General features: G+C 41.2%; 21 protein-coding genes. 2 read left to right on the top strand and 19 right to left on the bottom strand.

Going from position 1 to position 23213, the window contains the following annotated elements; all coding sequences use genetic code 11:
* Nucleotides 1-78 precede the first annotated feature (78 nt).
* The 8 genes from B2O97_RS19340 to katG form a co-directional block, all read right to left on the bottom strand.
* Nucleotides 79-921, bottom strand: a complete 843-nt coding sequence (locus B2O97_RS19340) for an ABC transporter ATP-binding protein (protein WP_070567887.1) — start codon at nucleotides 919-921, stop codon at nucleotides 79-81.
* Nucleotides 918-1934: a FecCD family ABC transporter permease gene (locus tag B2O97_RS19335; protein ID WP_236586027.1), complete on the bottom strand. Its 1017-nt coding sequence runs from the start codon at nucleotides 1932-1934 to the stop codon at nucleotides 918-920. The genes B2O97_RS19340 and B2O97_RS19335 overlap by 4 nt, the downstream gene beginning before the upstream one ends.
* Nucleotides 1931-2932 (bottom strand): ABC transporter substrate-binding protein, encoded by a 1002-nt coding sequence (locus B2O97_RS19330; RefSeq protein WP_286767938.1) that lies wholly within the window; start codon nucleotides 2930-2932, stop codon nucleotides 1931-1933. The genes B2O97_RS19335 and B2O97_RS19330 overlap by 4 nt, the downstream gene beginning before the upstream one ends.
* Nucleotides 2933-3463 (bottom strand): hypothetical protein, encoded by a 531-nt coding sequence (locus tag B2O97_RS19325; protein WP_286767937.1) that lies wholly within the window; start codon nucleotides 3461-3463, stop codon nucleotides 2933-2935.
* Between the two features lie 155 nt (nucleotides 3464-3618).
* Nucleotides 3619-4347 (bottom strand): hydrogenase nickel incorporation protein HypB, encoded by a 729-nt coding sequence (gene hypB / locus B2O97_RS19320; protein WP_112376082.1) that lies wholly within the window; start codon nucleotides 4345-4347, stop codon nucleotides 3619-3621.
* Between the two features lie 11 nt (nucleotides 4348-4358).
* A complete protein-coding gene (locus B2O97_RS19315) occupies nucleotides 4359-4703 on the bottom strand; it encodes a hydrogenase maturation nickel metallochaperone HypA (protein WP_070567893.1) in 345 nt (114 codons plus the stop codon).
* A gap of 82 nt (nucleotides 4704-4785) precedes the next feature.
* A complete protein-coding gene (locus tag B2O97_RS19310; protein ID WP_070567895.1) occupies nucleotides 4786-5187 on the bottom strand; it encodes a hypothetical protein in 402 nt (133 codons plus the stop codon).
* A 408-nt stretch (nucleotides 5188-5595) separates the two neighbouring features.
* Nucleotides 5596-7875, bottom strand: a complete 2280-nt coding sequence (gene katG, locus B2O97_RS19305; protein WP_286767936.1) for a catalase/peroxidase HPI — start codon at nucleotides 7873-7875, stop codon at nucleotides 5596-5598.
* Between the two features lie 266 nt (nucleotides 7876-8141).
* On the opposite strand from katG, the gene B2O97_RS19300 reads away from it, so the two are divergent.
* The gene (locus tag B2O97_RS19300) at nucleotides 8142-8726 is read left to right on the top strand and encodes a DUF4126 domain-containing protein (RefSeq protein ID WP_112376080.1); all 585 of its coding nucleotides are present in this window, start codon (nucleotides 8142-8144) and stop codon (nucleotides 8724-8726) included.
* Between the two features lie 658 nt (nucleotides 8727-9384).
* Here the strand turns inward: B2O97_RS19300 and B2O97_RS19295 are convergent.
* From B2O97_RS19295 to B2O97_RS19260, 8 genes are all read right to left on the bottom strand, one after another.
* A complete protein-coding gene (locus tag B2O97_RS19295; protein ID WP_286767935.1) occupies nucleotides 9385-9840 on the bottom strand; it encodes an Hsp20/alpha crystallin family protein in 456 nt (151 codons plus the stop codon).
* A gap of 75 nt (nucleotides 9841-9915) precedes the next feature.
* Nucleotides 9916-10209, bottom strand: coding sequence for a hypothetical protein (locus B2O97_RS19290; protein WP_070567901.1), 294 nt, complete (start codon nucleotides 10207-10209; stop codon nucleotides 9916-9918).
* 238 nt (nucleotides 10210-10447) lie between these two features.
* Nucleotides 10448-10786, bottom strand: a complete 339-nt coding sequence (locus tag B2O97_RS19285; protein WP_070567905.1) for a hypothetical protein — start codon at nucleotides 10784-10786, stop codon at nucleotides 10448-10450.
* 12 nt (nucleotides 10787-10798) lie between these two features.
* Nucleotides 10799-11356, bottom strand: a complete 558-nt coding sequence (locus tag B2O97_RS19280) for an RNA polymerase sigma factor (RefSeq protein ID WP_217493552.1) — start codon at nucleotides 11354-11356, stop codon at nucleotides 10799-10801.
* Nucleotides 11357-11682: 326 nt separating this feature from the next.
* Entirely contained in the window at nucleotides 11683-12663 is a 981-nt protein-coding gene (locus tag B2O97_RS19275; protein WP_286767934.1) for an FAD:protein FMN transferase, read from the bottom strand.
* An 85-nt stretch (nucleotides 12664-12748) separates the two neighbouring features.
* Entirely contained in the window at nucleotides 12749-14947 is a 2199-nt protein-coding gene (locus tag B2O97_RS19270; protein WP_286767933.1) for a PepSY domain-containing protein, read from the bottom strand.
* A 13-nt stretch (nucleotides 14948-14960) separates the two neighbouring features.
* Nucleotides 14961-15446 carry a DUF2271 domain-containing protein gene (locus tag B2O97_RS19265; protein WP_070567915.1) on the bottom strand — a complete coding sequence of 162 codons (486 nt, stop codon included), beginning with the start codon at nucleotides 15444-15446 and terminating at the stop codon, nucleotides 14961-14963.
* A 118-nt stretch (nucleotides 15447-15564) separates the two neighbouring features.
* Entirely contained in the window at nucleotides 15565-17070 is a 1506-nt protein-coding gene (locus tag B2O97_RS19260) for an ankyrin repeat domain-containing protein (protein ID WP_070568301.1), read from the bottom strand.
* Between the two features lie 424 nt (nucleotides 17071-17494).
* On the opposite strand from B2O97_RS19260, the gene B2O97_RS19255 reads away from it, so the two are divergent.
* Complete coding sequence (locus B2O97_RS19255) at nucleotides 17495-18439, top strand: alpha/beta fold hydrolase (protein ID WP_286767932.1); 945 nt, start codon at nucleotides 17495-17497, stop codon at nucleotides 18437-18439.
* Here the strand turns inward: B2O97_RS19255 and B2O97_RS19250 are convergent.
* From B2O97_RS19250 to B2O97_RS19240, 3 genes are all read right to left on the bottom strand, one after another.
* The gene (locus tag B2O97_RS19250; RefSeq protein ID WP_070567918.1) at nucleotides 18431-19492 is read right to left on the bottom strand and encodes an acyltransferase family protein; all 1062 of its coding nucleotides are present in this window, start codon (nucleotides 19490-19492) and stop codon (nucleotides 18431-18433) included. The genes B2O97_RS19255 and B2O97_RS19250 overlap by 9 nt on opposite strands.
* A gap of 140 nt (nucleotides 19493-19632) precedes the next feature.
* Nucleotides 19633-20649, bottom strand: coding sequence for a family 43 glycosylhydrolase (locus tag B2O97_RS19245; protein WP_286767931.1), 1017 nt, complete (start codon nucleotides 20647-20649; stop codon nucleotides 19633-19635).
* A 54-nt stretch (nucleotides 20650-20703) separates the two neighbouring features.
* Nucleotides 20704-23178, bottom strand: coding sequence for a glutaminase family protein (locus B2O97_RS19240; RefSeq protein WP_286753715.1), 2475 nt, complete (start codon nucleotides 23176-23178; stop codon nucleotides 20704-20706).
* Nucleotides 23179-23213 lie beyond the last annotated feature (35 nt).

Here is a 23213-nt window from a genome sequence, read left to right as displayed (position 1 = left end):
TAAAATAATCGCCCCGTAAACTGGGCATTTCACCTACAAACCATGATGTTTTTACAAAGGCGCTTACTCCACACTTCATCAGGGTGTATTCAGCTCAGTGACGGTTGCTGGACTATGTTCTGCCCCCTCAATGGGTTCAAATGCCGCAGCACCACTCAGCATCGGAACAAACATCCATTTCTTTTGATTTTCCAAACTAATCAAAGGAAGTTGATAGGTCTGTTCCAATAAATTTCTTACTTGTTCCCGATCCAGACCATGGAGGTCCACGAGCCTATTGTCTTTCATCAGATAAAACTGATCACCAAAAAGAAACGCCATGTTAGGGTCGTGCATTACACATAACACGGTTGTCCCCTCCTTGACCAGCTCTTTGGCGGTCTGCAGAACCGCAATCTGATATTTCAGATCCAAATGATTCGTAGGCTCATCAAGCAATAATAAATCAGGTTGCTGTACCAATACCCGACATAGTAACACCAATTGTCGCTCCCCTCCAGACAACGACGTATAGGGTTTGTCCTTTAAGTGTGTGAGGTTAAATTTATCCAAGATCTGTTCTACTGCCTCGAAGTCTTCTTTACTTGGTGAAAAACGAGAAAATGAAGCCCGTCCCGTCAGAATAACATCAACAACGCTAAAAGGAAATGTGGTCTGATGGAACTGGTTCAGAAAACCCAATTTCAATGAATTAGCCCGACCAACCTTCCAATTGCGACGCTCCGTTTCATTAATAAGAACCGATCCATCATATTTTTTTTCCAGCCCTGCAATAATATTGAACAGCGTAGATTTACCACTTCCATTCCGACCGAGAATAACAGAAAGCTTTCCTTTTGGGAATGACATGGTTACATCATTTAAAATGATATCCTTACCGTAGGCAAAAGAAAGGTTGTTGATATGAATCGAATTACTCATGAATTCCAGTTGATTTCATTACGACGCATCAGGTAAATAAACAAGGGAGCGCCAATAATCATTGTAAATACACCGATCGGAATTTCAAATGGCATGACCGCCCTAGAAAAATCATCGATCAGTAGAAGAAAAGTACCACCAATACTGATATTTGCCCACACAACAATATTGTTATTGGGGCCAAAGATCATCCGGCTGATGTGTGGAACAATTAATCCAAATAGACTTATTACCCCTACAGCTGCAACGGCTGATGCTGTAATTAGTGTAGCTACAGCAATAAATCCCAGCTTCAATATTTTCGGATTGACGCCAACAGCAATTGCTTCTTGATCGCCCAAGGCTAAAAGATTCAGCTTCCAACGAAACAGGATCAGGATAGCCAATCCTATTGTTATCGGCAGAAAAGCATGCTGTACTTTCGACCAGGAGGCCGTATGCAGATTCCCCATTGTCCATTGTACAATAGCTTGTAATTTATAGGGATCACTGATGTATTGCAACAAGGTTAACATGGCTGTAAATACTCCGGAAATAACCATTCCTGCCAATACCATCCCAATAATCGAGGTTTTCAAACCAGCATTTGAAACAAAATAAGTCAACCCCACAGCACATACACCAAACAAAAATGCGGATATATTGACCGGCAATAGCGGAAACAACATAGCCAATGCAGCCCCAAAAGCAGATCCCGAAGAAATACCCAATGTAAAGGGATCAACGATTGGATTCCTAAAAATGGCCTGCAAGATTCCGCCAGAAGACGCTAGAGCAGCTCCGACCATAAAGGTCAGCAGAATCCGTGGTAAACGTACCTGCCACAATATCGTATCCATATTATCCTTCAATACCGCAGTAGGGTGACCTAAATATCCCCCCACTTCCGATCCAATGCGTTGGCAGAGCTCAACAAAACCAATGTTCTGGCTTGAGCCCACCAGTAGGGAAAACAATAAAACCAACAATGGCAGAACAACGAGCAATAACAGCTTTTTTAATTGATGCATCATTGAAGTAATCCTGCTTTACCGTAAAGTTTTTCAAAAGCGATAGCCATATCCTGGTCAAGTTGCTGTTTCGTATAATCCGAAAAACACCAATGCCTTATCTGTTTGGCAAAAAGCATAAATTTGACGGTATGTGGGTCGAATGGAAACGACGGTGACATCACAAATACCTGTTTATTTCGCACTGCAGGTAAGGCCGCGAGTTCCTTTAAGTTATAGACGTCTGCCAATGTAGAATTCCAAAGAATAATGAGGTCCGGATTCCATTTATAAATTGTCTCTGCGCCGACATTTGGGGCTTCCATTTCCAACGGACAGGCGTTAGCTGCGCCCGAAAGGCGGATCGCCATATCAATCAAACTACCACGACCGGATGTCGAAAGTACCCGACCTTTAGACCAAGCGTAATAAACCTTCTTCTGTATTTGATCCTTGGGAGCAGTCATTTTTTTGATCTCCGCCGAAACAAACTGAACAATTTCTTCCACTCGCGCTTTCTTTCCGAGTAATGCTCCCATCCCTGTCAGTTCATTAAAAATACTTTTTTCATCCTGCGAAGAAAAAGTGAACACTGGAATTCCAAGATCTTCTAGTTGGGAAATATTATCCTGATCGGTATTGAATGTCAAAACAAGGTCAGGGTTTAAGCTCACTATGCTTTCCACATTATTTGCCTGGCCTGCGAAAGTAGGTGTCGCCAGTGTTTTTTTTGCGATCCTATCATCCAATTTGGATAAAAACTTATAGGTATCTTCGACCTGATAAACCTGTTCAGGAATACCAACAAGGCTATTTTCAGCACCCAACATGTAGACTTCATCAACAAGGGACGGAAATAATACAACCACACGTTGTGCCGTATGCGCTAATACCACTTCTTTTCCACGGCTGTCGACAGCTTTCACTTGATTGCTGACCGCACCTGCTTGCCGATTTTGGCAGGCGCTCACCAAACACAAACATGCCAAAAGCAATACAGGTATAATACGATTCACTTTCATCTACTTATTTTTTAGGATTTGCTTACGCGGATCAACATGTTCATCTGTTCCGCTTAAATCTGCTTTCTTTTTATTTCTCGCCTGCAGTCGAATCAAATTCTCGGATAACAGTAAGGCTTCCTCCAATTGAATCGAGGTTCCATACTTTGCCAGGACCTGCTCATAGAGCCGTCCATCGTAAGGAAGACGAAGTGATTGGGCATCTGTTACGTTGAATATGGGCAGATGTCTATTTCCAATAAAATAACCAAAATCTGCAAGCTGCACCAAATCTATTGGATTGAATCTTATGGTCAACGTAGGCTTGACAACCAGGATCGCCTGTAGCGTTTCCTGATGAAATAAAGCATCGCCATGACGCCATTCCGCACCTTGCTCCAATTGCATAAAGATTGTCTTTCCGCCCGTTGTATTGCGTGTTAGGCGCCTTTTGTGGACTTCATACCATTCAAGATACACTTGATCGACTTCACTAAGAGCAAACTCATGCTTTGCTACAATTTTATCTATTGGTACAGGTAGCTCATTCATATTGTAAACCTATCTTCTTCATTTCGTTAACGGCACTGACACAGTTTCGTTCTCCGTCAAATCTATTTCCTCTAAACACAAATAACATGTCAACATATACAGTATAACAATGAAGCGCGGATCATTGCTATACCACTCTTTTTATCAATTGGCCGTTATTTTACTTCAAGCGCCTTATATTGATCTTTTTTCGCCTGAACTCTTTCTTTCAACCAATCACACCAGGTATCAAGACCGTCACCATTTAATGTACTGATTGTAATAACTTCCAAATTGGGGTTCACCTCGCGCGCATCTTTCGTTACCGCATCTACCGAGAAAGGTACATATGGCAATAAATCAGCTTTGGAAACCAACATCAATTCGCTTGTTAAAAACATACGTGGGTATTTTTTCGGTTTATCGTCCCCTTCTGTGGTCGCCAATAAGGTCACGCGGTAATCTTCACCCAAATCAAACGCTGATGGACACAATAAATTCCCGACGTTCTCAATAAACAACAGGTCTATTCCTTCGATATCGATATGATCCAGGGCTTGTAAGATCATTTGTGCCTCAATATGACACATTCCACCAGTGACAATCTGCAATGCATTAATGCCTACCTCACGCATACGAACCGCATCACGTTCGGTTTCCGGATCACCCACCAAAACAGCAATATTCAGATCTTTGGCCAAACGTTTTCCCGTTTCTTGCATCAAGGTAGTTTTACCCGAACCCGGAGAAGAACATACATTGATCACACAAACGTCTTTCAGTCTATCGCGGATGGCTTTTGCGACAAAATCATTTGCTTTTAATAAATGTAGCGTTGTATTTTCACATTGAACCGAACCTACACGGTTACCTAAACTTTTAGGATTTGAAGTATTGTCTGACATGATAAACGATATTAGTCTTGTTTAAAAATTACTTTTGATATATAGAGTTCATTCCCTTGAACAATTGTACTAGAAGCCTGTCCGCAATCACATACAAATCGATGAAAATGAACCGGAAAATTTTTCTGACAATGTTCACAATATGCAATGATATCGTTTACAACGACTTCCATTTCCATATCTTGGTATTGCGTATTTTCAGCAATAAAAGCATCAAATGCATTTTGGATCAATACAGGCTGGACGTTGGATAACAATCCTGCTGTGACCTGAATTTTTTGAATATCATCTACCCTAGCCTCATAATACGAGGTCAACGTATCAAAAATATCCTTTACTATACTTAGCTCGTGCATTGGTATATTTTAAGAAATAAATAAATTTAGAAAAGAAATGACAGTTCTCTTTGCCTGTATGATGTAAAGAAAAGCGTATGCTTTAGCATGGAATTTTGATTTGCTCAAACAGCAAAAATCGAGCGATGGGTATATGCTCTAGATCAAGGGTATGTTCATACCGATAATCTTTCTGTTTTGGGGATGGCAGTAGTTCATGCCATAGCAAATCAACCGTAACCAACCAACGCTCCATCAACCAATCTTGTGCCACTTCGGCGTCCAATTCCGCAACAATGGATTGAAGCGATGGGTAAAGCGAACAAAATTGACTATGATCTTTATGAAAATGGACGATGTGTGTATGGTCCGCATTGTTGGAAGGATTTTTTGCAGATAAAAACTGGGATTCGACACTTTCACTTTTCAGTACAAGACTGTTTGCATTTAAATTCTTAAATGATAACAACAGTGCTGCAAACAGAAAAATAAAGTGCTTCCACATAGCTTTAACCTAACAATGTATCAAAGATTCCTTTGAAACCATTACAAAGTTACTACCGATCAAAGAAGAAAAAGTAGCACAAATCTTGAATTTTATTTCACAAAATAGGAAACACCCAAAGAAAATTCCATAATTCTTCATATATTAAATTAAAATTTGGTTAAAGTGAGATTAAAATGATATTAGAGGCAAAAATTGGTTCTTTTTTGGCTGCTATTCTCATTAAATAAATTGGTCAATGTCGTAGACCATAGCGATAAATATTGGTCAGGTACATCATAAAAAATCTGAGCCAATCTTAGCGCCGGAGCAAAAGGTTAATTTCAGGGTTATCTGGATAAATCTAAAATAACAAGAAGCCAGGTTCGCGTCGGACCTGGCTTCTTGAAAAACTGATATTCTTAACAATTAGCGATGCAGATCAAAACGGTCTAACTCCATCACTTTAGTCCATGCCTTCACAAAATCTTGTACGAATTTATCTTTTGCATCGGCACTGCCATATATTTCAGCAACAGCTCTCAGTTCAGCGTTGGAACCAAAAACAAGATCTGCACGTCCGGCTTCCCATTTTTTAACACTAGATTTACGATCTGATCCTTCAAAAACTTCCCGGTCCGGAGAGATTGCTTTCCAAGCTGTTCCCATATCCAATAGATTGACAAAAAAATCATTCGTCAATTGGCCTGGCCTATCTGTCATCACTCCTAATGCAGAACCATCAAAATTTGCCTGAAGAACACGAAGTCCGCCGATCAATACCGTTAATTCCGGAACAGATAGCGTAAGTGATTGTGCTTTGTCGATCAATAATGATTCCGTAGACACGGTGTAAGCACCTTTACGGTAATTTCTAAATCCATCCGCAATTGGCTCAAGATAGCCCATGGATTCTACATCCGTCTGTTCCTGTGATGCATCCATACGCCCCGGATGGAACGGTACGTTGACAGCATGTCCAGCTGCACGAGCGGCCTGCTCTATCGCAGCAACACCACCTAAGACAATTAAGTCTGCCAAGGAAATCTTCTTTCCGCCCTGTTGCTTTCCATTAAAGTCCTGTTGAATTTGCTCAAGCGCAGTAAGAACTTTTTGCAATTGTGTTGGATTATTGACTTGCCAATAACGCTGCGGAGCCAACCGTATCCGCGCACCGTTTGCACCACCTCTCTTGTCAGACCCACGAAAAGTAGAAGCTGAAGCCCAAGCGGTCGTTACGAGCTCTGCAGTGCTGAGCCCTGCGCTCAATAGGGTAGATTTCAACATGTTAATATCATTAGCATCGACCAAAGCATGATCGACAGCAGGAATAGGATCTTGCCACAATAATTCCTCAGCAGGAACTTCGGCACCTAAATAACGCTCTCGTGGTCCCAAATCACGGTGCGTCAATTTAAACCAGGCGCGAGCGAATGCATCGGCAAATGCGTCTTGATCTTCGTAAAATTTACGCGAGATCTTTTCATAAATTGGATCAAAACGCAAGGACAAATCTGTCGTCAGCATCGTTGGCCTACGTTTTTTAGTTGGATCAAAAGGATCTGGAATAGTCGAATCAGCTCCTTTGGCTACCCATTGATGCGCTCCTGCAGGACTCTTTGTTAATTCCCATTCATTTTCGAAGAGATTTTTAAAAAAGAGATTGGTCCATTCTGTCGGTTTCTGTGTCCAAATAACCTCCAAGCCACTCGTGATCGCATCTGCTCCTACTCCACTGCCATAGGTACTTTTCCAACCAAGCCCTTGTTGTTCTATGCCGGCTGCTTCAGGTTCTTTTCCGACATTGTCGGCAGGACCTGCTCCGTGTGTTTTTCCAAACGTATGCCCTCCAGCAATCAAAGCGACAGTTTCCTCATCGTCCATCGCCATCCGACCAAAAGTATCCCGTATATCTTTTGCAGCCGCGATAGGATCTGGATTTCCATCTGGTCCTTCCGGATTAACATAAATTAATCCCATCTGTACCGCTGCCAACGGTTTTTCAAGATTGCGCGAATGTTGTTTACCATCTGCATCATCATCGGCAGATAATACACCGTGTGATTCCACTACGCCTTCTGAACCATGAGCATAGCGTACATCACCGCCCAACCATGTTTTTTCAGAACCCCAATAGACATCCAATTCAGGTTCAAAAGCATCCACACGTCCACCAGAATAACCAAAAGTCTTGAAGCCCATAGACTCTAAAGCAACATTCCCTGTTAAAATCAATAAATCTGCCCAGGAGATATTTTTACCATATTTTTGTTTGATAGGCCACAACAGGCGACGTGCTTTATCCAAACTCACATTATCAGGCCAGCTATTCAGTGGTGCAAAACGTTGTTGCCCAGACCCAGCTCCGCCTCGACCATCGCTTACCCGATAGGTTCCTGCACTATGCCAAGCCATCCGGATGAATAATGGTCCATAATGTCCAAAGTCAGCAGGCCACCAGTCCTGCGAATCGGTCATCAAGGCATGCAAATCTCTTTTTACGGCTTCTAAATCCAATTGTTTAAATGCTTCCGCATAATCAAAGCCCTCGTCCATCGGATTTGACTTGCTCGCGTGTTGTCTCAACAGATCTACACGAAGTCTATTTGGCCACCAGTCCTGATTTTGAGTTCCCCCTCCCGCAACGGCGTTGCGCATCGTACCATTATGAAATGGGCATTTGCTAATGTCTTTTTCGTTGTTGTCCATAAGAAAAGAAAGTTTATTTATATAATATCTTAAGTGATCAAATTGTTTGACTCCCACTTTCATAAAATTACACAAATGAGATCCCACTTGTACATCGAATGATTCGATACACTATAATCAAAATCTATATACACAATATATAATTATATAAAATGCTAAAAATCATCTTTTAATGAGCAGCTAGAATATGACGATTTTTGGAAGTCTGAAAAACAAAAGCGATTCTTTTACTATTCTATAATTAGGTTGTATCAAAAATATTGACCATGAGTGAGCTATCCACATTTTTGGTAAGTGCTTTTATAGGCTTGAGTCTGGCTGCAGCTACCGGCTTCCGGGTTTTCATGCCGCTATTCTTATTGAGCCTTGGCTGTCGGCTTGAATTGTTCCAGGTTGGCAATGAATTGGCCTGGGCGGGCTCACCTATTGTTTTGGCAGCTACAAGCCTAGCCATGATCCTGGAAATAGCAGGATATTACATTCCTTTTATTGACAATATATTGGACAGCCTTTCAATTCCTCTCGCGACGATAGCCGGCACCTTACTTTTTGCCATACAGTTTACAGATATTTCACCCTTTTTCCGCTGGGCTATGGCAATCATCGCTGGTGGCGGTACCGCGGCGACCATCAGCACAGCGCTAGCTGGTACCCGTGCAGTCTCGTCTGTTGGGACGGCAGGTTTTGGCAATTTTATGATCTCGACCATGGAAACCATCGGTTCAACCATTTTGACCATACTCGCCATATTTGTGCCCTTTATGGCAATTATAGTTGTTATAGGCTTATTCTATTTCTTTTGGCGATTTGGCAAAGAGCAACTCAATAAAAAACTTAAAAGAACGGAGTAGCTTTCACAACATAACATCTAAATAAACTTCACACAGTGCCATACGAGCTACAATAAAGCCAAGCCTCACCAGCACAGATAGAAGCCAGTTTAGCATGCACAAACCAACTAGGGATATTGTAACCATCTTATAGCCCTAGCTGATCTATAGCTGCGTAAACTCCAAATCCCTAACCTTTATACCTTTCAATCAAGCGAAGACCTGGCAGGTATCATGTTATGCCTTTTGACAGTGCTTGTTCAGTGCTCGCTCAGTTCTTGTTCAGTGATCGCTCAGTGCATACTGAATAAACAATGATTGAATACTGTTTAAAAATTGATTAAAAATTGTTGTTACCTATAATCTGGTGTTAGTACATTTCCGTTTTGAGATTATCTTGATCTAAGACCAAATAGGTTATTATGGCAATGATCAACAATCGAGACAAATTCTGGGAATACTTAGAAAAGCAGTACGGATATAAGGACCATAGTGCCAAACAGCTATTCGAAATTCGTTTACTGTTCACTGCTTTTGGGCACCGGTTGGCGGTAAATTAAGAGACAGAAAAAGGACAGCAAAATTCGATGCTGTCCTTTTTCAACATCAGCTCTTACGCTGATTTAAGGCTACGCACATCAGCAGCCTTGATGTGCGCCCAGATCAAAACTGGTTTTTACTAATCAATAACAACCTCTTGTGGCCGTTTTACTTTTTCAAGATCTTTTGGAAGGATAACCGTCAATACCCCATCCTCGAAACTTGCATGCACATTATCTGTAAGTACTTGTTCATTTAATTGGAATTCACGTTCAAATGCCAATCCATCCTGCTCTTTATAGATATAATCTATGGCATTGTCCTGGGTGTTTTCTGTACATGAAATCTTCAGTATCCCGTCATTTATGCTGACTTGGAATTGTTCTTTCTTACGTCCAGCGGCAAAAAGCTGCACTTCATAGGATTCTTGATTTTCGGCAATATTTACAGGAACAGCTTGCTGTACGCCAGCATTGTGCCCGGCTTCACCATCAAAAAACTGTTGTTGGAATTTTTGAAAGCGGTCTTTGAAATGTTGTCCGCAAAATTTATTATGATTTGAATATCCGTTGGTATAATGATTTCTTTTAAACATGTCTTTAATTTTTAATATTGAATAATACGTGTAAACTGATGTGGGATGAATTTCCTCGTCTTGCAATTTTTAACCTTAGTAAACTGGAACTATTGTTGCTTTCTTAGCACGTTTTTGCCCTTGTAATGGAACAATTGCAACCACAGTGTTATAATGACGGTGAACGTTCGGATATACCGGAGCCCTATCCATTTTGAATGCTTGTCTATCTCTTCTACGCATTCTTGCCGCGGCAAAGCTTCCTATACCAAAGAGAATTGTCCCAAACAACAAGAGCTTAAAGATCGTCCCAATAATCAATGTTGCTAATCCTGCTATTGCCGTAAGCACAATAAGGCGTGGCAATATAAATCGAAGTTTATTTTTCATTTGAATACATTTTTTTAAAAATGATTGCGGATTATATCTATTTTCAGCACATTGCACATAGAATTTTCCTAGATCATTTGTATGTTTTAATTAACTATTTGTTTTATCCAACATCCCTGCTGACAGATCCTCGCGTTCTGTTACTTGTTTACCATTAGGATATCGGCATAAAAAAAGGCGCCTTTATAGAAGAAGACGCCCAACAACAGTTTTTACTTTAAAATTTTTATTCTTTTTTTCAGAACCCGCAACGCCCTCCAAAACGACGCTTCCATTCCTCCCGCAAACGTTCCCTTTCCTCATCGGAAAGATCTTCTCCTTTTTCCATCTGAGGCGGAACATCCCGTCGGAATCGGCCACCTCCCGGTTTACCGAAGCCCCTGCCGAACAAGATTTTCGACAAGACAAAGAGTCCCAGCGCCTGCCAATAGGTAATTGCTTTCAGATTGAAAATATCAACCATTAATGTATTCCACAAATATTGTAGTAATGCTACCAACAAAAAAACACCAACGATGATAGCGACAACCATAAAAGCGAATTTACCCTTCCGCTGTCTTTTCATTCTTCCATTCATAGCTTAATCCTTTTAAAATTTTAATTCTTCATACAAACTTCGCAACCGTATTCTCAGGTGCTTCACTGCATACCCTTTTCGGCTGATAATCGTCTTTAGGTTCTCATTTTCCATGACTGCAATTTCCTGAAGAGTTTTCTCTTCCAGTTCATTGAGCACAAAAACCCGACGTTGTTTTTCCGGCAATTCCTCCAATGCTTTCATCAGCTCATCCCAAAAAATATCCTTAAATAATTTTAGCTCAGGATTATTGGAGTCGTCAGCTAAAAGGAGCTGACGAATAGGAAACGTACTTTCGCTATCCTCGTCACCCGCTATAAGCTCATCAAGCGATTCACTTTTCTTTTTCCGGTAGCTGTCTGTAATCTTATTTCGTGTGACAGCATAGAGCCATACTCCCGCATTCTCCAATTCGTCCATATTGGTCAAACGGCTAAATTGATACCAGACTTCCTGTAAGATATCTTCTGCATCCTCCGTTTTCTTTACCCTTCCCTTAACAAAACGTAGCAGCTGACTTCCATAAGTCTTAACGATATCCGTAAATGATCTGGAATTTTTTTCTGCCATATGATTTTGGTATGCAATGTCCATAGCAGCATAGACGAACTAGTCAAACTTTTACTTTAAATTATTTTCATGAATCTTTCTTCTTGCTGACTTCAACTTTCTGACCAATAAGCACACGTTCTCTACCGTCTTCTTTCGTATACGCTTTGTTAGGATAAAGATACGAGATAATCAGCTAATAGCTGATGCATTCAACCTACTTTATCGGGAATAAAACAAAACCTTCATGACTTAGCAGACACCAACAGCAATGAAAGCAAACTGAAGGTTCTTTCTGGCCAATAAGATCAGACACTTTCAGAAAAAAAATGATGCTGTGTGGTCTATTACTTCCACCGCTGCTGAATGACTTTACCTTTATCGGTAATAAAAATATAACGGTATGCTGGGAAACGCTGAATTAATTTTTTTCCTTCTTTCTCACCAAGTACCATGATTGAGGTACTGAGGGCATTTGCAATCTCGGCGGAAGGTCCATAAATCGTCACTGAAGTTAATCCCGTAGCTGGATAACCTGTCACTGGATTTATAATATGTGAATACCGTTTCCCATTGATCTCCGCGTATTTCTCATAGCTGCCTGAAGTGGCTACGGCCATTTCATTCAAATGAAGAACTTTGACCATTAGATGGGGTTTGAACGGATTGTTTACACCCACTTTCCAGGCGTCCCCCCGGGGTGGGTTTCCCCAAGCCGAAAGATCTCCGGAAGCATTAACTATACCTGCTTCAATTCCTTTTGCCTTCATCATGTCCCTGCCACGATCAGCAGCATAGCCCTTCCCGATCGAGCCGAAACCGATCTTCATACCGGGCAATTCCAGAAAAATTGTCGAAGATGCACTGTCGAGACGGATGTGTTGATAGCCCACCTTGGCGACAGACCTTTTAACCAGATCTTCCGTAGGCATCGTGGTCATACTACCACCAAATACCCAAACTTTATCCAAGGCAACAATACTAATATCAAAGGCTCCGCCTGAATTTTGAGCATACTGGATCGCTCGCTTTGTTAATTCAAAAACTTCCCTATCCACCTTAACGGGCTTAATCCCTGCATTGCGGTTCACCGCTGCTATTTGGGTTTGCGGACGCCATTCTGAAATCAGGTTTTCTATTCGATCTATTTCGGAGATGACTTCATCGATATGCTGATTTGTAATCGCGCTATCCCGATCTACCAAGCTGATTTCAAAAACAGAGCCCATAAGGGTAACCTGCCGCTTGACCAAGACCTGCGCAATCCCCGAAGTAATGGACACAAAGCAGAGCATTAAAAGCAGGACACATTGTTTATTGTTCTTCATGAGATTGATCCAAAAAGGAATTATAAAGTCGATCTATACCAAAAGTAGTCTTCGTGACGGGATTTACCATTGTACCATCAATTTACTAATAACAATCCGTTAAGATTTGTCCACTTTCTTTGTAGTCGGCAATAGTTTTGCCGACATGCGCCAGGAGAAGTTCATTTAAAGTATGTTCAACATCATGCTGCATACGCAATGCACCACAAAGCAATACACAACCTCCTTTTTCAAGCAATTCGACAAAATATAGCGCATCCCGACGGATCAGGTCCATGACATATTGTGGATTTTCCTCGCGCGAAAAAGCCAGTTCAAGCTGCTGCAGATGTCCCAGCTTTATCTGCTCATCAGCAAAATCCACATAGTGCGCAGTCATTTCATTTCGATGGCGAAAACCAGCATACAGACGCAAAGGCGTCCTACTTTCATTTTCTGAAATCATGCCAAGAAAGGGTGCTACCCCTGTACCATTGGCAATTAAAGCGACTGCATTTGCTGCTTTCGGGAAATGAAAACTTGGATTAACCATGACACGTGCCTGGAGGGTTTGATTAGTTTCCAATCGATAGAGGAAGCTAGAACCAAATCCATCAGGAAACAATTTCACCACGAGCTGCACCATTCCATCTTTGTAGCCGATCGAATAAAAACGTTCACGTTGATCTTGCGCGGGATAGATTGCCAATAAATCGCCCGATTGCATGTTAATTTTACTTGCAGGCTTCAGCACTAAAGTAAAGGTCGTGTTAGTCGCTGAAACAGCAGACTTCGCTACCACCTTAAATTTCGTCAGTCCGACAACTTTAGCACTATAAATAGCTGGTGCAGAAGCGAGTGCAATAGTGGCCTGCGAAGACCAGTCATGTATCCATGAAATAAGTTCATCAACATCCTTATCATTAACGGTATGTAAGTCTGTTAAACGCGAAGCCCAACCTTGTTTTTCTAGTAAACAATCAATTTCGCGCGCATAAGCACAAAAATCGGGATAGGCTTTTGAACCAAAGCCGAGAACCGAAAATTGTACATCTTGTTTTTGTGGATGGCTATTGAGCTTTTGTTCAAATTGAAGTGCATTGGAGGGTGCTGTTCCTAGCCCGTATGTCGAAGTAAACACAAGCAAGTGTTTTGCCTTTGGAAAGCACTGATATTGGTTCATTCCGAGCAGCAACGATTTTTGCCCATCCGCCAAGAGCTGTTTATGGATCTGATTGGCGAAAAACAGCGTACTTCCATTTTCCGTTCCGAAAAGAATAACAATCTCCGCTTCTTCAGGTTTATATTTATTCTTGATTTTTGTACGCGTGCGCTTGAATGTAATGACGACCCCTGTATAAATAAAGAACACAATATTCAACGATGCGAGCCCCAGTACAATAGCCCATATAATATTGGTCTTACCCGTATGAAGGTCCAAAGACAACTCTTCGGCCAATGCAGTAAAGGGGTACTTGACTTCTTTATGCAAGCTTCCATTCAACTGGTTGATGGTCAATTCCCGATCGCGAAGCTTCAATACAAAATATTCGTCAGGATCGCCTTCCATAAACGGAAACTCCAAGGTCTTCAAATCAACAAGTTTTGTATTTTGGAATATTGAAAATTTTGCCACCTCCAATTCGATATCTTCCTTCATCTTATTGGGATATTCGATGGTTTGATTCGGCTTCTTTAAGATTTCAATACGTACCAGGAATAAATAGGTACCAGTTAGGGCCAATATCAAAATTGGTATCAAAAATAAACGTCCTGAAACAACGTGGAAATACTGGGCAAAAAAGTCCCGATTGATTTTGGCAAAGAAGTGTCGAACGCCCTGTTGACGCTTAACAATCAGAACAATTCCTGAAATAGTAATAAGAAACAACAGAAATGAAACCACACCAATAATCACCCGGCCGGTCACTTTCAGAAAGAGCGAGCGGTGTAAAGCTGTAACCCATTGAATAAATTGGGACTTATTCAATTGGGGACCAAGCAGACGCCCGGTATTCGGATCAATATAACCCTTCACGCTATTGCCATCAGCGTCTATGGCATCAATACTCACAAATTGATTGTGATCTATCGAAATCGCTATGATTTCGGGATAAACCTTGCGCAAGGCTGTTACGGACTGCGCAAGGTTTAAAGTTTCAATATGTTCAACCCGATAAGGTGGAATTTTTTCGTTGACAGCGTCAACGGCCAATATTACGCCAGTTATCGATAATAAAAGTAAAAAGACAGAAGAAACAATAGCTAAGGCTAAATGTGCATACCTCCAAATAGATACCAGCATTTTTACCCCTCTTTTATTGTATTTTATTTAACTTGACAAGTTTGATGTATCCCTTGCCGTTCGCTTTTTCGGTAATGGCTTCTTTTGTTAAAGGGATTTCAACATCGGCAGTATGATATTTTTGTTCCTCTACAGCAGATTCAAAACGGAGTTTATACCCTTTGTTGAACTTCGATTCGTCAATATCCAATGTACGCATGGCACGGTCACCGCCACCAACTGACGCACCCGTCACCGCATTTAGCTTCTCTTTGGTCTTATTTTGAAACTTGTACCATTCCTTGATCGTATTATACCATTGCTTATCAGATCCCAATACGGCGAGTGTTTTTTCGTAAGCTCCACTAGGATTAATCAGTGAAATCACGACGTAGGCTTTCTCACCTTCGTAGGCATTCATTTGGATCATGCACTTATATTTAGCTGCCTGTGCGAAAGAGCTTAGGGCTGCCATTGAAAATAAAAGAGTGGCTATCGTTGTTTTAAATATGTTATTCATCTTCAATTGTATCTAATTTTAAGGTATCCGTAGTCCGTTCAGCGTTACCAATATTTCTATTATTTATCGGGATATTTCATCGATATGATTAGAAATACCACTGAAATACGATGTTGTCTTATTTCAAAAAGTCAAGCTGCACATTGGACTTAGCTAAGAAATCGTTCTCTTTCGCCAGGTCATAAGCTGTTTCATCGAATTCTGTTTTCAATTCCTTTTTTGCACCAAGCGAAACCAATGTTTTTAATATGGAATCGTCTTTAGCTAGGAGAGCTGCCTTATGTAGTGCCGTCGTTCCTTCTTTATCTTGTGCGTTAATGTCTACTCCAAGTTCGCTAGCTTTCTGGATAAGCTTCACATTCTCTTTGGCTACTGCCAAATGATACAATGTACTACCATTTTTTTGCGGAGCATTAACGTCCAATCCGTTCGTCTTAAGGATCGCTAATTTTTCTTTAAACTCATCCCCTTGTGACACATTTCCCTGACCACCTGGTCTTCCCCCCTGTGGCAATTCCTTGTAAGAATTAAACCAATAGAACGCTAAGTTATTGCCCTCCTTATCCAATACCTTGGTATCGGCTCCATTTTTAACCAATGCCGCAGCTACTTCAGGAGTTCCATTTGCTATTGCTTTAGTCAATGCAGATTCTCCTTTTTCATTTACAGCATTCACATTTTTCGCTTTAGTAAGCAGCAACTCGACCAATTTAGCATCTTTACCACTAGCAGCCACCATAAGTGCCGTATTTCCTTCGTTGTCAGCTTTTGCGACATCTACACCTTTATCCAAAAAATAATTGATCACATCCATATCTGGCCTACGAACCAAAGCATGCAGTACCGTAGCACCTTCCTTATTTACCGCCTTAGGATCCAATTTGAACTTTTCAACCAAATAGGTATAAACCGCCAAACCGTTAGAAGCTTGTCTAGAACCTTGAGTCGCAAAAAACAACGCATTGTTGGTTGGCTTTACACCACGGGCGATGAATTTCTCCATAAGCGCGGTATTTCCAAGTTTAGCAGCATAATCCGTTACCGTACGGCCCGACTCATCTTTATCTTGAATAGATAATCCTTTTTTTATGAAATAATCCGTCAATGCCAGGTCCTTGTCTGCAGACGCTGCAAGCATCATCAAAGTTGCACCACCTTCATATTTCTGTTTGGGATTCACACCTGCTTTAAACAAGGCATCATACACAGCAGTATTTGTATTTCCTGTTGAAGCTGCATAAGCGACAATTGGGTAACCATGGCTATCTTGGTAATTGACATCAGATCCCTTCGCTATTAAAAAATCGACCAATTCAGCATTTCCACTTGACGCTGCCCAGTGTAAATAACTACGGCTGTGATGTGTCTTCTTGGTTACACTATTCCCTTCTTGTTCGATCATGAATTTGACGACATCAGTCGGAGCACCATTTAATATAGCCATAGTGACCGGATCAAAGGATGCCGCATTCGGCTGAGAAGGGCTATTTCCTTTGCTGATTTCTGCTTTAACAACGGTCAATGTAGGTTTGCCCTTCCAGAACTCGCCGTTCATCAACGAGTTTGTCTGCGCCTGTGCATAAGATGCAGCGAATAATAAAGCTGCCAAAAGTGTCTTTTTCATTCTTTTATTTGTCTTTTGAAGGTGATGGAGCAACATAACCTATTCATTCCCTACTCAATTATTCTGCAAATTGAGCTTTAATTATTCGATAACACGGGTCGGAATATATCGTGTTGGTTTCATCAGAATATGTGTAAACGCGTATATTTTTAGAACATGGATGCTTTCCGAATTCGATGTTTGCAACAATTTCTGCATACAGCCAAGCCCATGTTTAAAATAGATCAACTACTTTATTTAAATTAATTCTAAATTAATGCAAATCTAAAAAATATTCCCAAACCACAAAAATTAATCGTGCTAATTTTTATTGATCAATTGCCCTGAAAGGCTTTCGGCTTCATCCGAACAACATCTGAAAGAAGATTGTTAAACTTGCAAATGCACTAAAATTATCTTACTTTACTTAAAATAAAGTGGTATAATGAGCAAGGTAGTTTCCAATTTTTATACAATCAGCGCAACGACTGAACCTGAGCATAAAATTTTCTATCGTCTGTATGTACCCGACGATAATCAAATAGTGGCAACATTACTCTTGGTTCATGGCATGCAGGAACATAGTGGTCGGTACGAAGAATTGGCCAGTTATCTGACTACAAAGAATTTTGCGGTTTTAAGCTACGATCAATTAGGCCATGGAAAAACGGCGCTACAGGTCGATCAATTGGGTTATTTTAAAAAGCATGGGGCTAAAGAACAACTTATTGATGACGCCATTACAATGAGTAACTTCTTACGTGAAACCTATCCGCAACTGCCTCAATTTATTTTAGGGCATTCCATGGGATCCTTTGTCACACGCTGTGTTTTGCAAAAAATTGGCTGGCAATTTAAGGGGGCCATTATCGTGGGGACAGGCCAACGTCAAAAAGGATCCATGGCCTTTCGCCTTTTACTCACTGTTCTCAATAGTATTGCCCCTAAAGGAAGAAGTAAATTGATCAATCGCATTTTTGACAGACGTAATAATGCTCGATTTAAGAACGAGCCTAACCAAAATAACAGCAATTGGTTAAGCGTAAGCAAGACAAACCGTATTTCATTTTTGGAAGATCCACTTTGTGGGGGATTGTTTACCAACAATGGGTTTCATACCGTATTAGACCTTTCTTTGCAAGCGACAGCTATCGAGGCTACCAAGAATATCCCAAAAAACCTACCAATTGTATTTATCAGCGGACAGGATGATCCAATTGGAGATTTTGGAATAGACGTTGAAAAAAGTGCGGCACAGTTAAGGGCACAGGGACAGACCGATATAACCCTTAAATTATATGCAGGCATGCGGCATGAAATTCTTAATGAAGACTGCAAAATGGAGGTATTCCAGTTCATCAGTAGCTGGCTTCATCGCCATTTACTTTAATTTCCGACTGTAATATTTCCGAATAGGCTCATCTAAATAGTTAAAGACTAATAAAGATAAAAAAATCAACAACAGCATTCCAATAACAATAATCACAGCCATTTGCTTATTCGATGGGTGATTAAGTTCTACATAGCTCATAAAAATCCAGATAAATGGATAATGAATGATATAGAGCGGATAGGAGATATCACCTAAAAACTTGCATAACTTCTTGACCCCTCCAAACACAGGCTGCCCTCCTATCCCCAGTAAGAGTAATAAAGGAAAATAGAAGATAACGACAATAGGATCAATGTATTTACCATAAGCTTCAGAAAATGGAATAAAAAATACGGCGGCAAGTAGACCTAGAACACCGAAAAAAGGAAGCTTGTTGGAAATGGTCCAGTTCGATCTAAAAATAAGTAGTCCCATTGAAAATGAAAACCATAAACGAATTCCACCAGCCCAAAAGTTGTCTGCTCCAAAACCGACAGCTAAATAGCCCGAACGAAATGATTCGGCACATAGCGCTGCTGCACCAAGGAGCACTATCCCCCAAAGAAACTTTTTTGGAATCCGTACCAGTACCAAAGCATAGGCTATATTGGCGATATACTCCCAAAATAGCGACCATGTAGGTGGGTTTAAATGAAAAAGATTAAAATAGCGTTCTGGTACAACCGGGTATGGAATCAACGTTATCCCACTAATAAACATCCCCATCTTTTGCAAAACAGAAAATGAGCCAGCCAAACTGCTGAATGGATCGTAAATAAATGCGAATAAACCAATCAACGTACCGATGATAACCAATGGGTGCAATCGCAGCAAACGCAAGAGAAAGAATCGTTTTAGACCGATTGTGGCCAGCTTCTGATCGTAGGCATAGGCAATGACAAAACCCGATAAACAAAAGAAAAAATCAACGGCTAAATAGCTATGTGGAATAAAACTATTGCGATAATCCGGTTGTGCAATTTCCATAAAGTGAAACAGGACGACTGCGATTGCGGCTACCCCACGCATGGCGTCAAGAAGTTCAAAATGTTTCTTCGTTTGATGTACCATATTTTTTATCGGCAGCGAAAATTAAGACCGACGAAGATCGAAGATCCGCTGCTAGCTATTGCAAATGCTATTTAAAATTAAACGTTGGTGCTGGTTGTGGCGCAACACTGCTGGTTGTCCCTTCAATTTTTGGCCAGTCCTTATCCCAGACGATCTGATCCAACAATAGCATCCGGCGATTTCCCCCCGTAGCAACACGAGGCTGTTTTGGATCGATACCATGATAGAGTATCCAATCTTTTCCCCTTGTCGTCTGTAATAATGCGCGAAGTATGGCCCGTCCCCACAAATTGATCATTTCCTTTTAACAACAGTGTTCCACTCCCCCGCTGTGTAAGGTTGCGGCCTTCTTGATCCACATAGGGTCCTTTCAGATGGCGAGAGCGCCCCACAAGAACATGATAACTGCTTTTTTCTCCTTCACAACAGGAGCCTTTGGACCCGACAAAGTAATAGTACCCTTTCCGTTTATGAATCACAACGGCTTCAAAATCTCCTGCGGCAACTTTAAATTTTTTATTTAAATCGAGTACCACTGTCCCATTTTTATCCAGTTCAACACCATATGTACCCTGCGTGCTCGCATCGCTAAAACTGCCCCAGAATAGATAGTTCTGCCCATTTTCCGTAAAAAAATAAGGGTCTATTGAATTCGGCACATCGATCTCCTTGCTATCAAAAAGTTTACCTTGATCGATAAAGGGGCCTTCCGGTCTAGCTGCTAGGGCTACACCGATGCCGGGATTGGGATCACCCCATGTGGAATAGGCATAATATAAGAGATACTTATCACTTAACCTCACCACATCGGGGGCCCAGATTCCGCCTTCTGCTTTCCAACCCGGTTTAGTTGGGAAGGCGGTTCCGATCCATGTCCAGTTTACAAGATCGGTGGATTGTAGAATAGACACCAGACGTTGTCCCTTTCCGTCGCCCCAATTGTCGGCTGTCCCATATGCATAGAACATTTTGCGCTGTGGATCTCTAACGACTGTAGGATCAGCAAGTATGGGCTCAAAAACCGGATTGCTATAGGTTTTATGCTGAGCCGTGGCATTTGCTATTTGTTCCGACGGCTTCACTGAACCTGTAGCGCTTCCACAGGAGCTCAACAGGTTCAGTACGACAACTCCGCCAATCCAATATCTGAACAACATTGCATTCAACATCTTATTATTCTATTTATATTATTTTCTATATCATAGGAAAAGCTATTTTGCTTTTCCCAATTTCTCTTCCAACATTTTGATAAAATACCCGCCAACAACAGATCGTGCTTTAAATCCTGCTCTTTTAGGACGGTCTGTATAAGTCCAATCCGACATGGGAACGCGATCGGTTGTTTCGTTCATAAAACGGTAGACTGGCTTCAAAAATGCCTCAAAGGTAGGCTTATCATCTGCCATAGTCGCCGTCCAAATAATCCAATCGGTTTTGGTATAAGGCTGACGGTTGTCCAGGGGAAGTCCGTATTTATTTTGTTTGCCGAGATAGTATTTAATTTCAGTTTCACGGATAGAAGGGTCGAAAATATCCATCTTAAGCAATTTATCCCAGACCATATTATACTTTTGACTCCAGGTTCCACTTTTATCAAAAGTTAACTTGTAGTGATCCCCATCTTCGGCCATCTTTTTCCATTTCATCGCCATTGCTTTTGCTTCGGTCAAATACTTTTTCGCCGTAGCCTCTTCACCAAGCATTTGGGCCAGATAACCGTAAGATGCAATACCCAAAATAGCTTTAATGGATAAATTGGCATTATGCGCAAAATGGCCTGCAAAATCATCTGTACACAACTGATTTTCGGGGTCAAGACCTTTATCGACTAGATAATCTACCCAGGTAGACAACACTTTCCAATGTTTTTTGGCATAAGCGGCATTGCCTTCCACCTTCGCTAAAGCATAAGTTAATAGCAGCATATTTCCCGATTCTTCGACAGGCATATCTCCACCGTAAGTTTGGCCATTCGCTAAAGGATAGGTCCCAACATCATGCGCAGCAAAAGGTTTTGTCCACTTATTGCTTTCACTATAATAAAAAATGGCGTTCATTAGTGCTTTTGCCAGTTCTGGATTATAGTAAAGGAAAATCGGAGCCGAAGGATAGGTTACATCAACAGTTCCTATTGACCCATTGCTATCATTTTCCTTGGACAGTAAAAGCAGATCGCCATTGGGTGCTTTTACAAGTTTATGAGCGGCGATTGCCTGTCTATAGGCCAAGGCACATAATGCAGCATAGTCCTCACCGCCGTTGCGCAAAGCTGTACCCCATAATTCGGCATCAAATTTATCAGCAGCCTTTTTGAGAACAGTATACTCTTTGTCGGCCAGTTCAAATTGTTTCTCAATGGAACTATTTCCATTGGTATTCCAATAAGGTCGTAAATTTTGTCCAAAATATTGGATCGAGTACAGGTCATCATAGCCCAACAAGATCTTATCCTGGTAGCTTGATGAGACATCAAAAGTTTGCATCAGTGCCAATTGTTGCCCTCCATTTGGAGAAGAGCTATTTTCACTCTTCAGAAAATTAGAGCGTAATTGATGGCTACTTCCGACCGCTGACTTTGTCTTTGATTTTGCACCTGCCATATAGAAATACCCCCAATCTATCCGTAGGTCGTCACCTTTCTTTCCTAGAACCTGCTGGCTTTTGCTTCCTGTCTTTACAAATTGGAGATTTCCGGAAATAAAGGAACTGCTTGTCGCATCTTGAAGAGGAGAATTCAGTGCCCAATTTGGTGCCGCCTCCAAATAAAGTTGTACCTGGTGTTTCTTGCCATCCTTCGCATGGACTGTATAGGAAAGATAATTTACGGGTCTAGCCATTAAGTCCAATTTATCCAAAAACATCGGCGCAGTAAATGTAATATTTAAGTCCACGGGCCCGCAGTTAAACGAATAATGTGTTTGTGTTGCCTGCACATTGGAAGTGATCTGATTCGCTTCATTGTCGAATTGAATACTACCTTCTTTTTCTGTAAAGAGTCCAAAATCAAAATATCCATTCGCTACCCTATTATAGCAATAACCCGCGAGTATATTTTTTCCTTTCTTCAATGTTTTTACGACATGTTCGGGCAGCTTGACCCGACTATTTTTACCTGTCGAATTGCCTGTATTAGCAACCTCAATACCGTTGACGTACAAAATAGCGTCATCGTCATGTGTAAATTCGATATATACGGATTTGCCCGTAAGATCCTCAGTCAGTTCAACTTCCCTTCTAACCCAAATTTTAGGTTCCTGCCAATCAGTCTCCACATTGGGTTCTTTGTCCTTGGTACCGAATGGCGCTGCTCCCATTTTCCATTGCCGTGCATCAAATGAAGGTTTCATCCAGTCTGAGGCAGGTTCGCTGACAACGTAACTTCCCGTCCAAGCCGCATGTTCGCCCATCCGGGCCAAAGGCAAGAGTTCAGCCTCTTCTTTGCCCAGGAAGCGATAGGGTTTTCCATCCACTTTAAGGACGCCCAATAAGGGAAAGGATTTTCCGGTCCAATGGCGCACAACATCTGCATTCAATTCGTTGCTATAGGACCAGGCACTTGTATTCGGGTCAATTGTTACTAAAGGATAGGCAGGCGCGCGAAGATCATTCTTAAGGACTTGTTTTTGTGCAAACGACGATACCGATTGACATACAATAGCCGTTGCAATTAGTAATTTTAATTTCATTGATTTCGTATAAAATAGGTTTAGGTTGACAGGTA

The sequence above is a fragment of the Sphingobacterium sp. UBA865 genome (genome assembly GCF_002295765.1).
Taxonomy (GTDB): domain Bacteria; phylum Bacteroidota; class Bacteroidia; order Sphingobacteriales; family Sphingobacteriaceae; genus Sphingobacterium; species Sphingobacterium multivorum.
The sequence above is the reverse complement of the archived record's forward strand: the minus strand, read 5'-3'. Positions and strand labels throughout refer to the sequence as shown.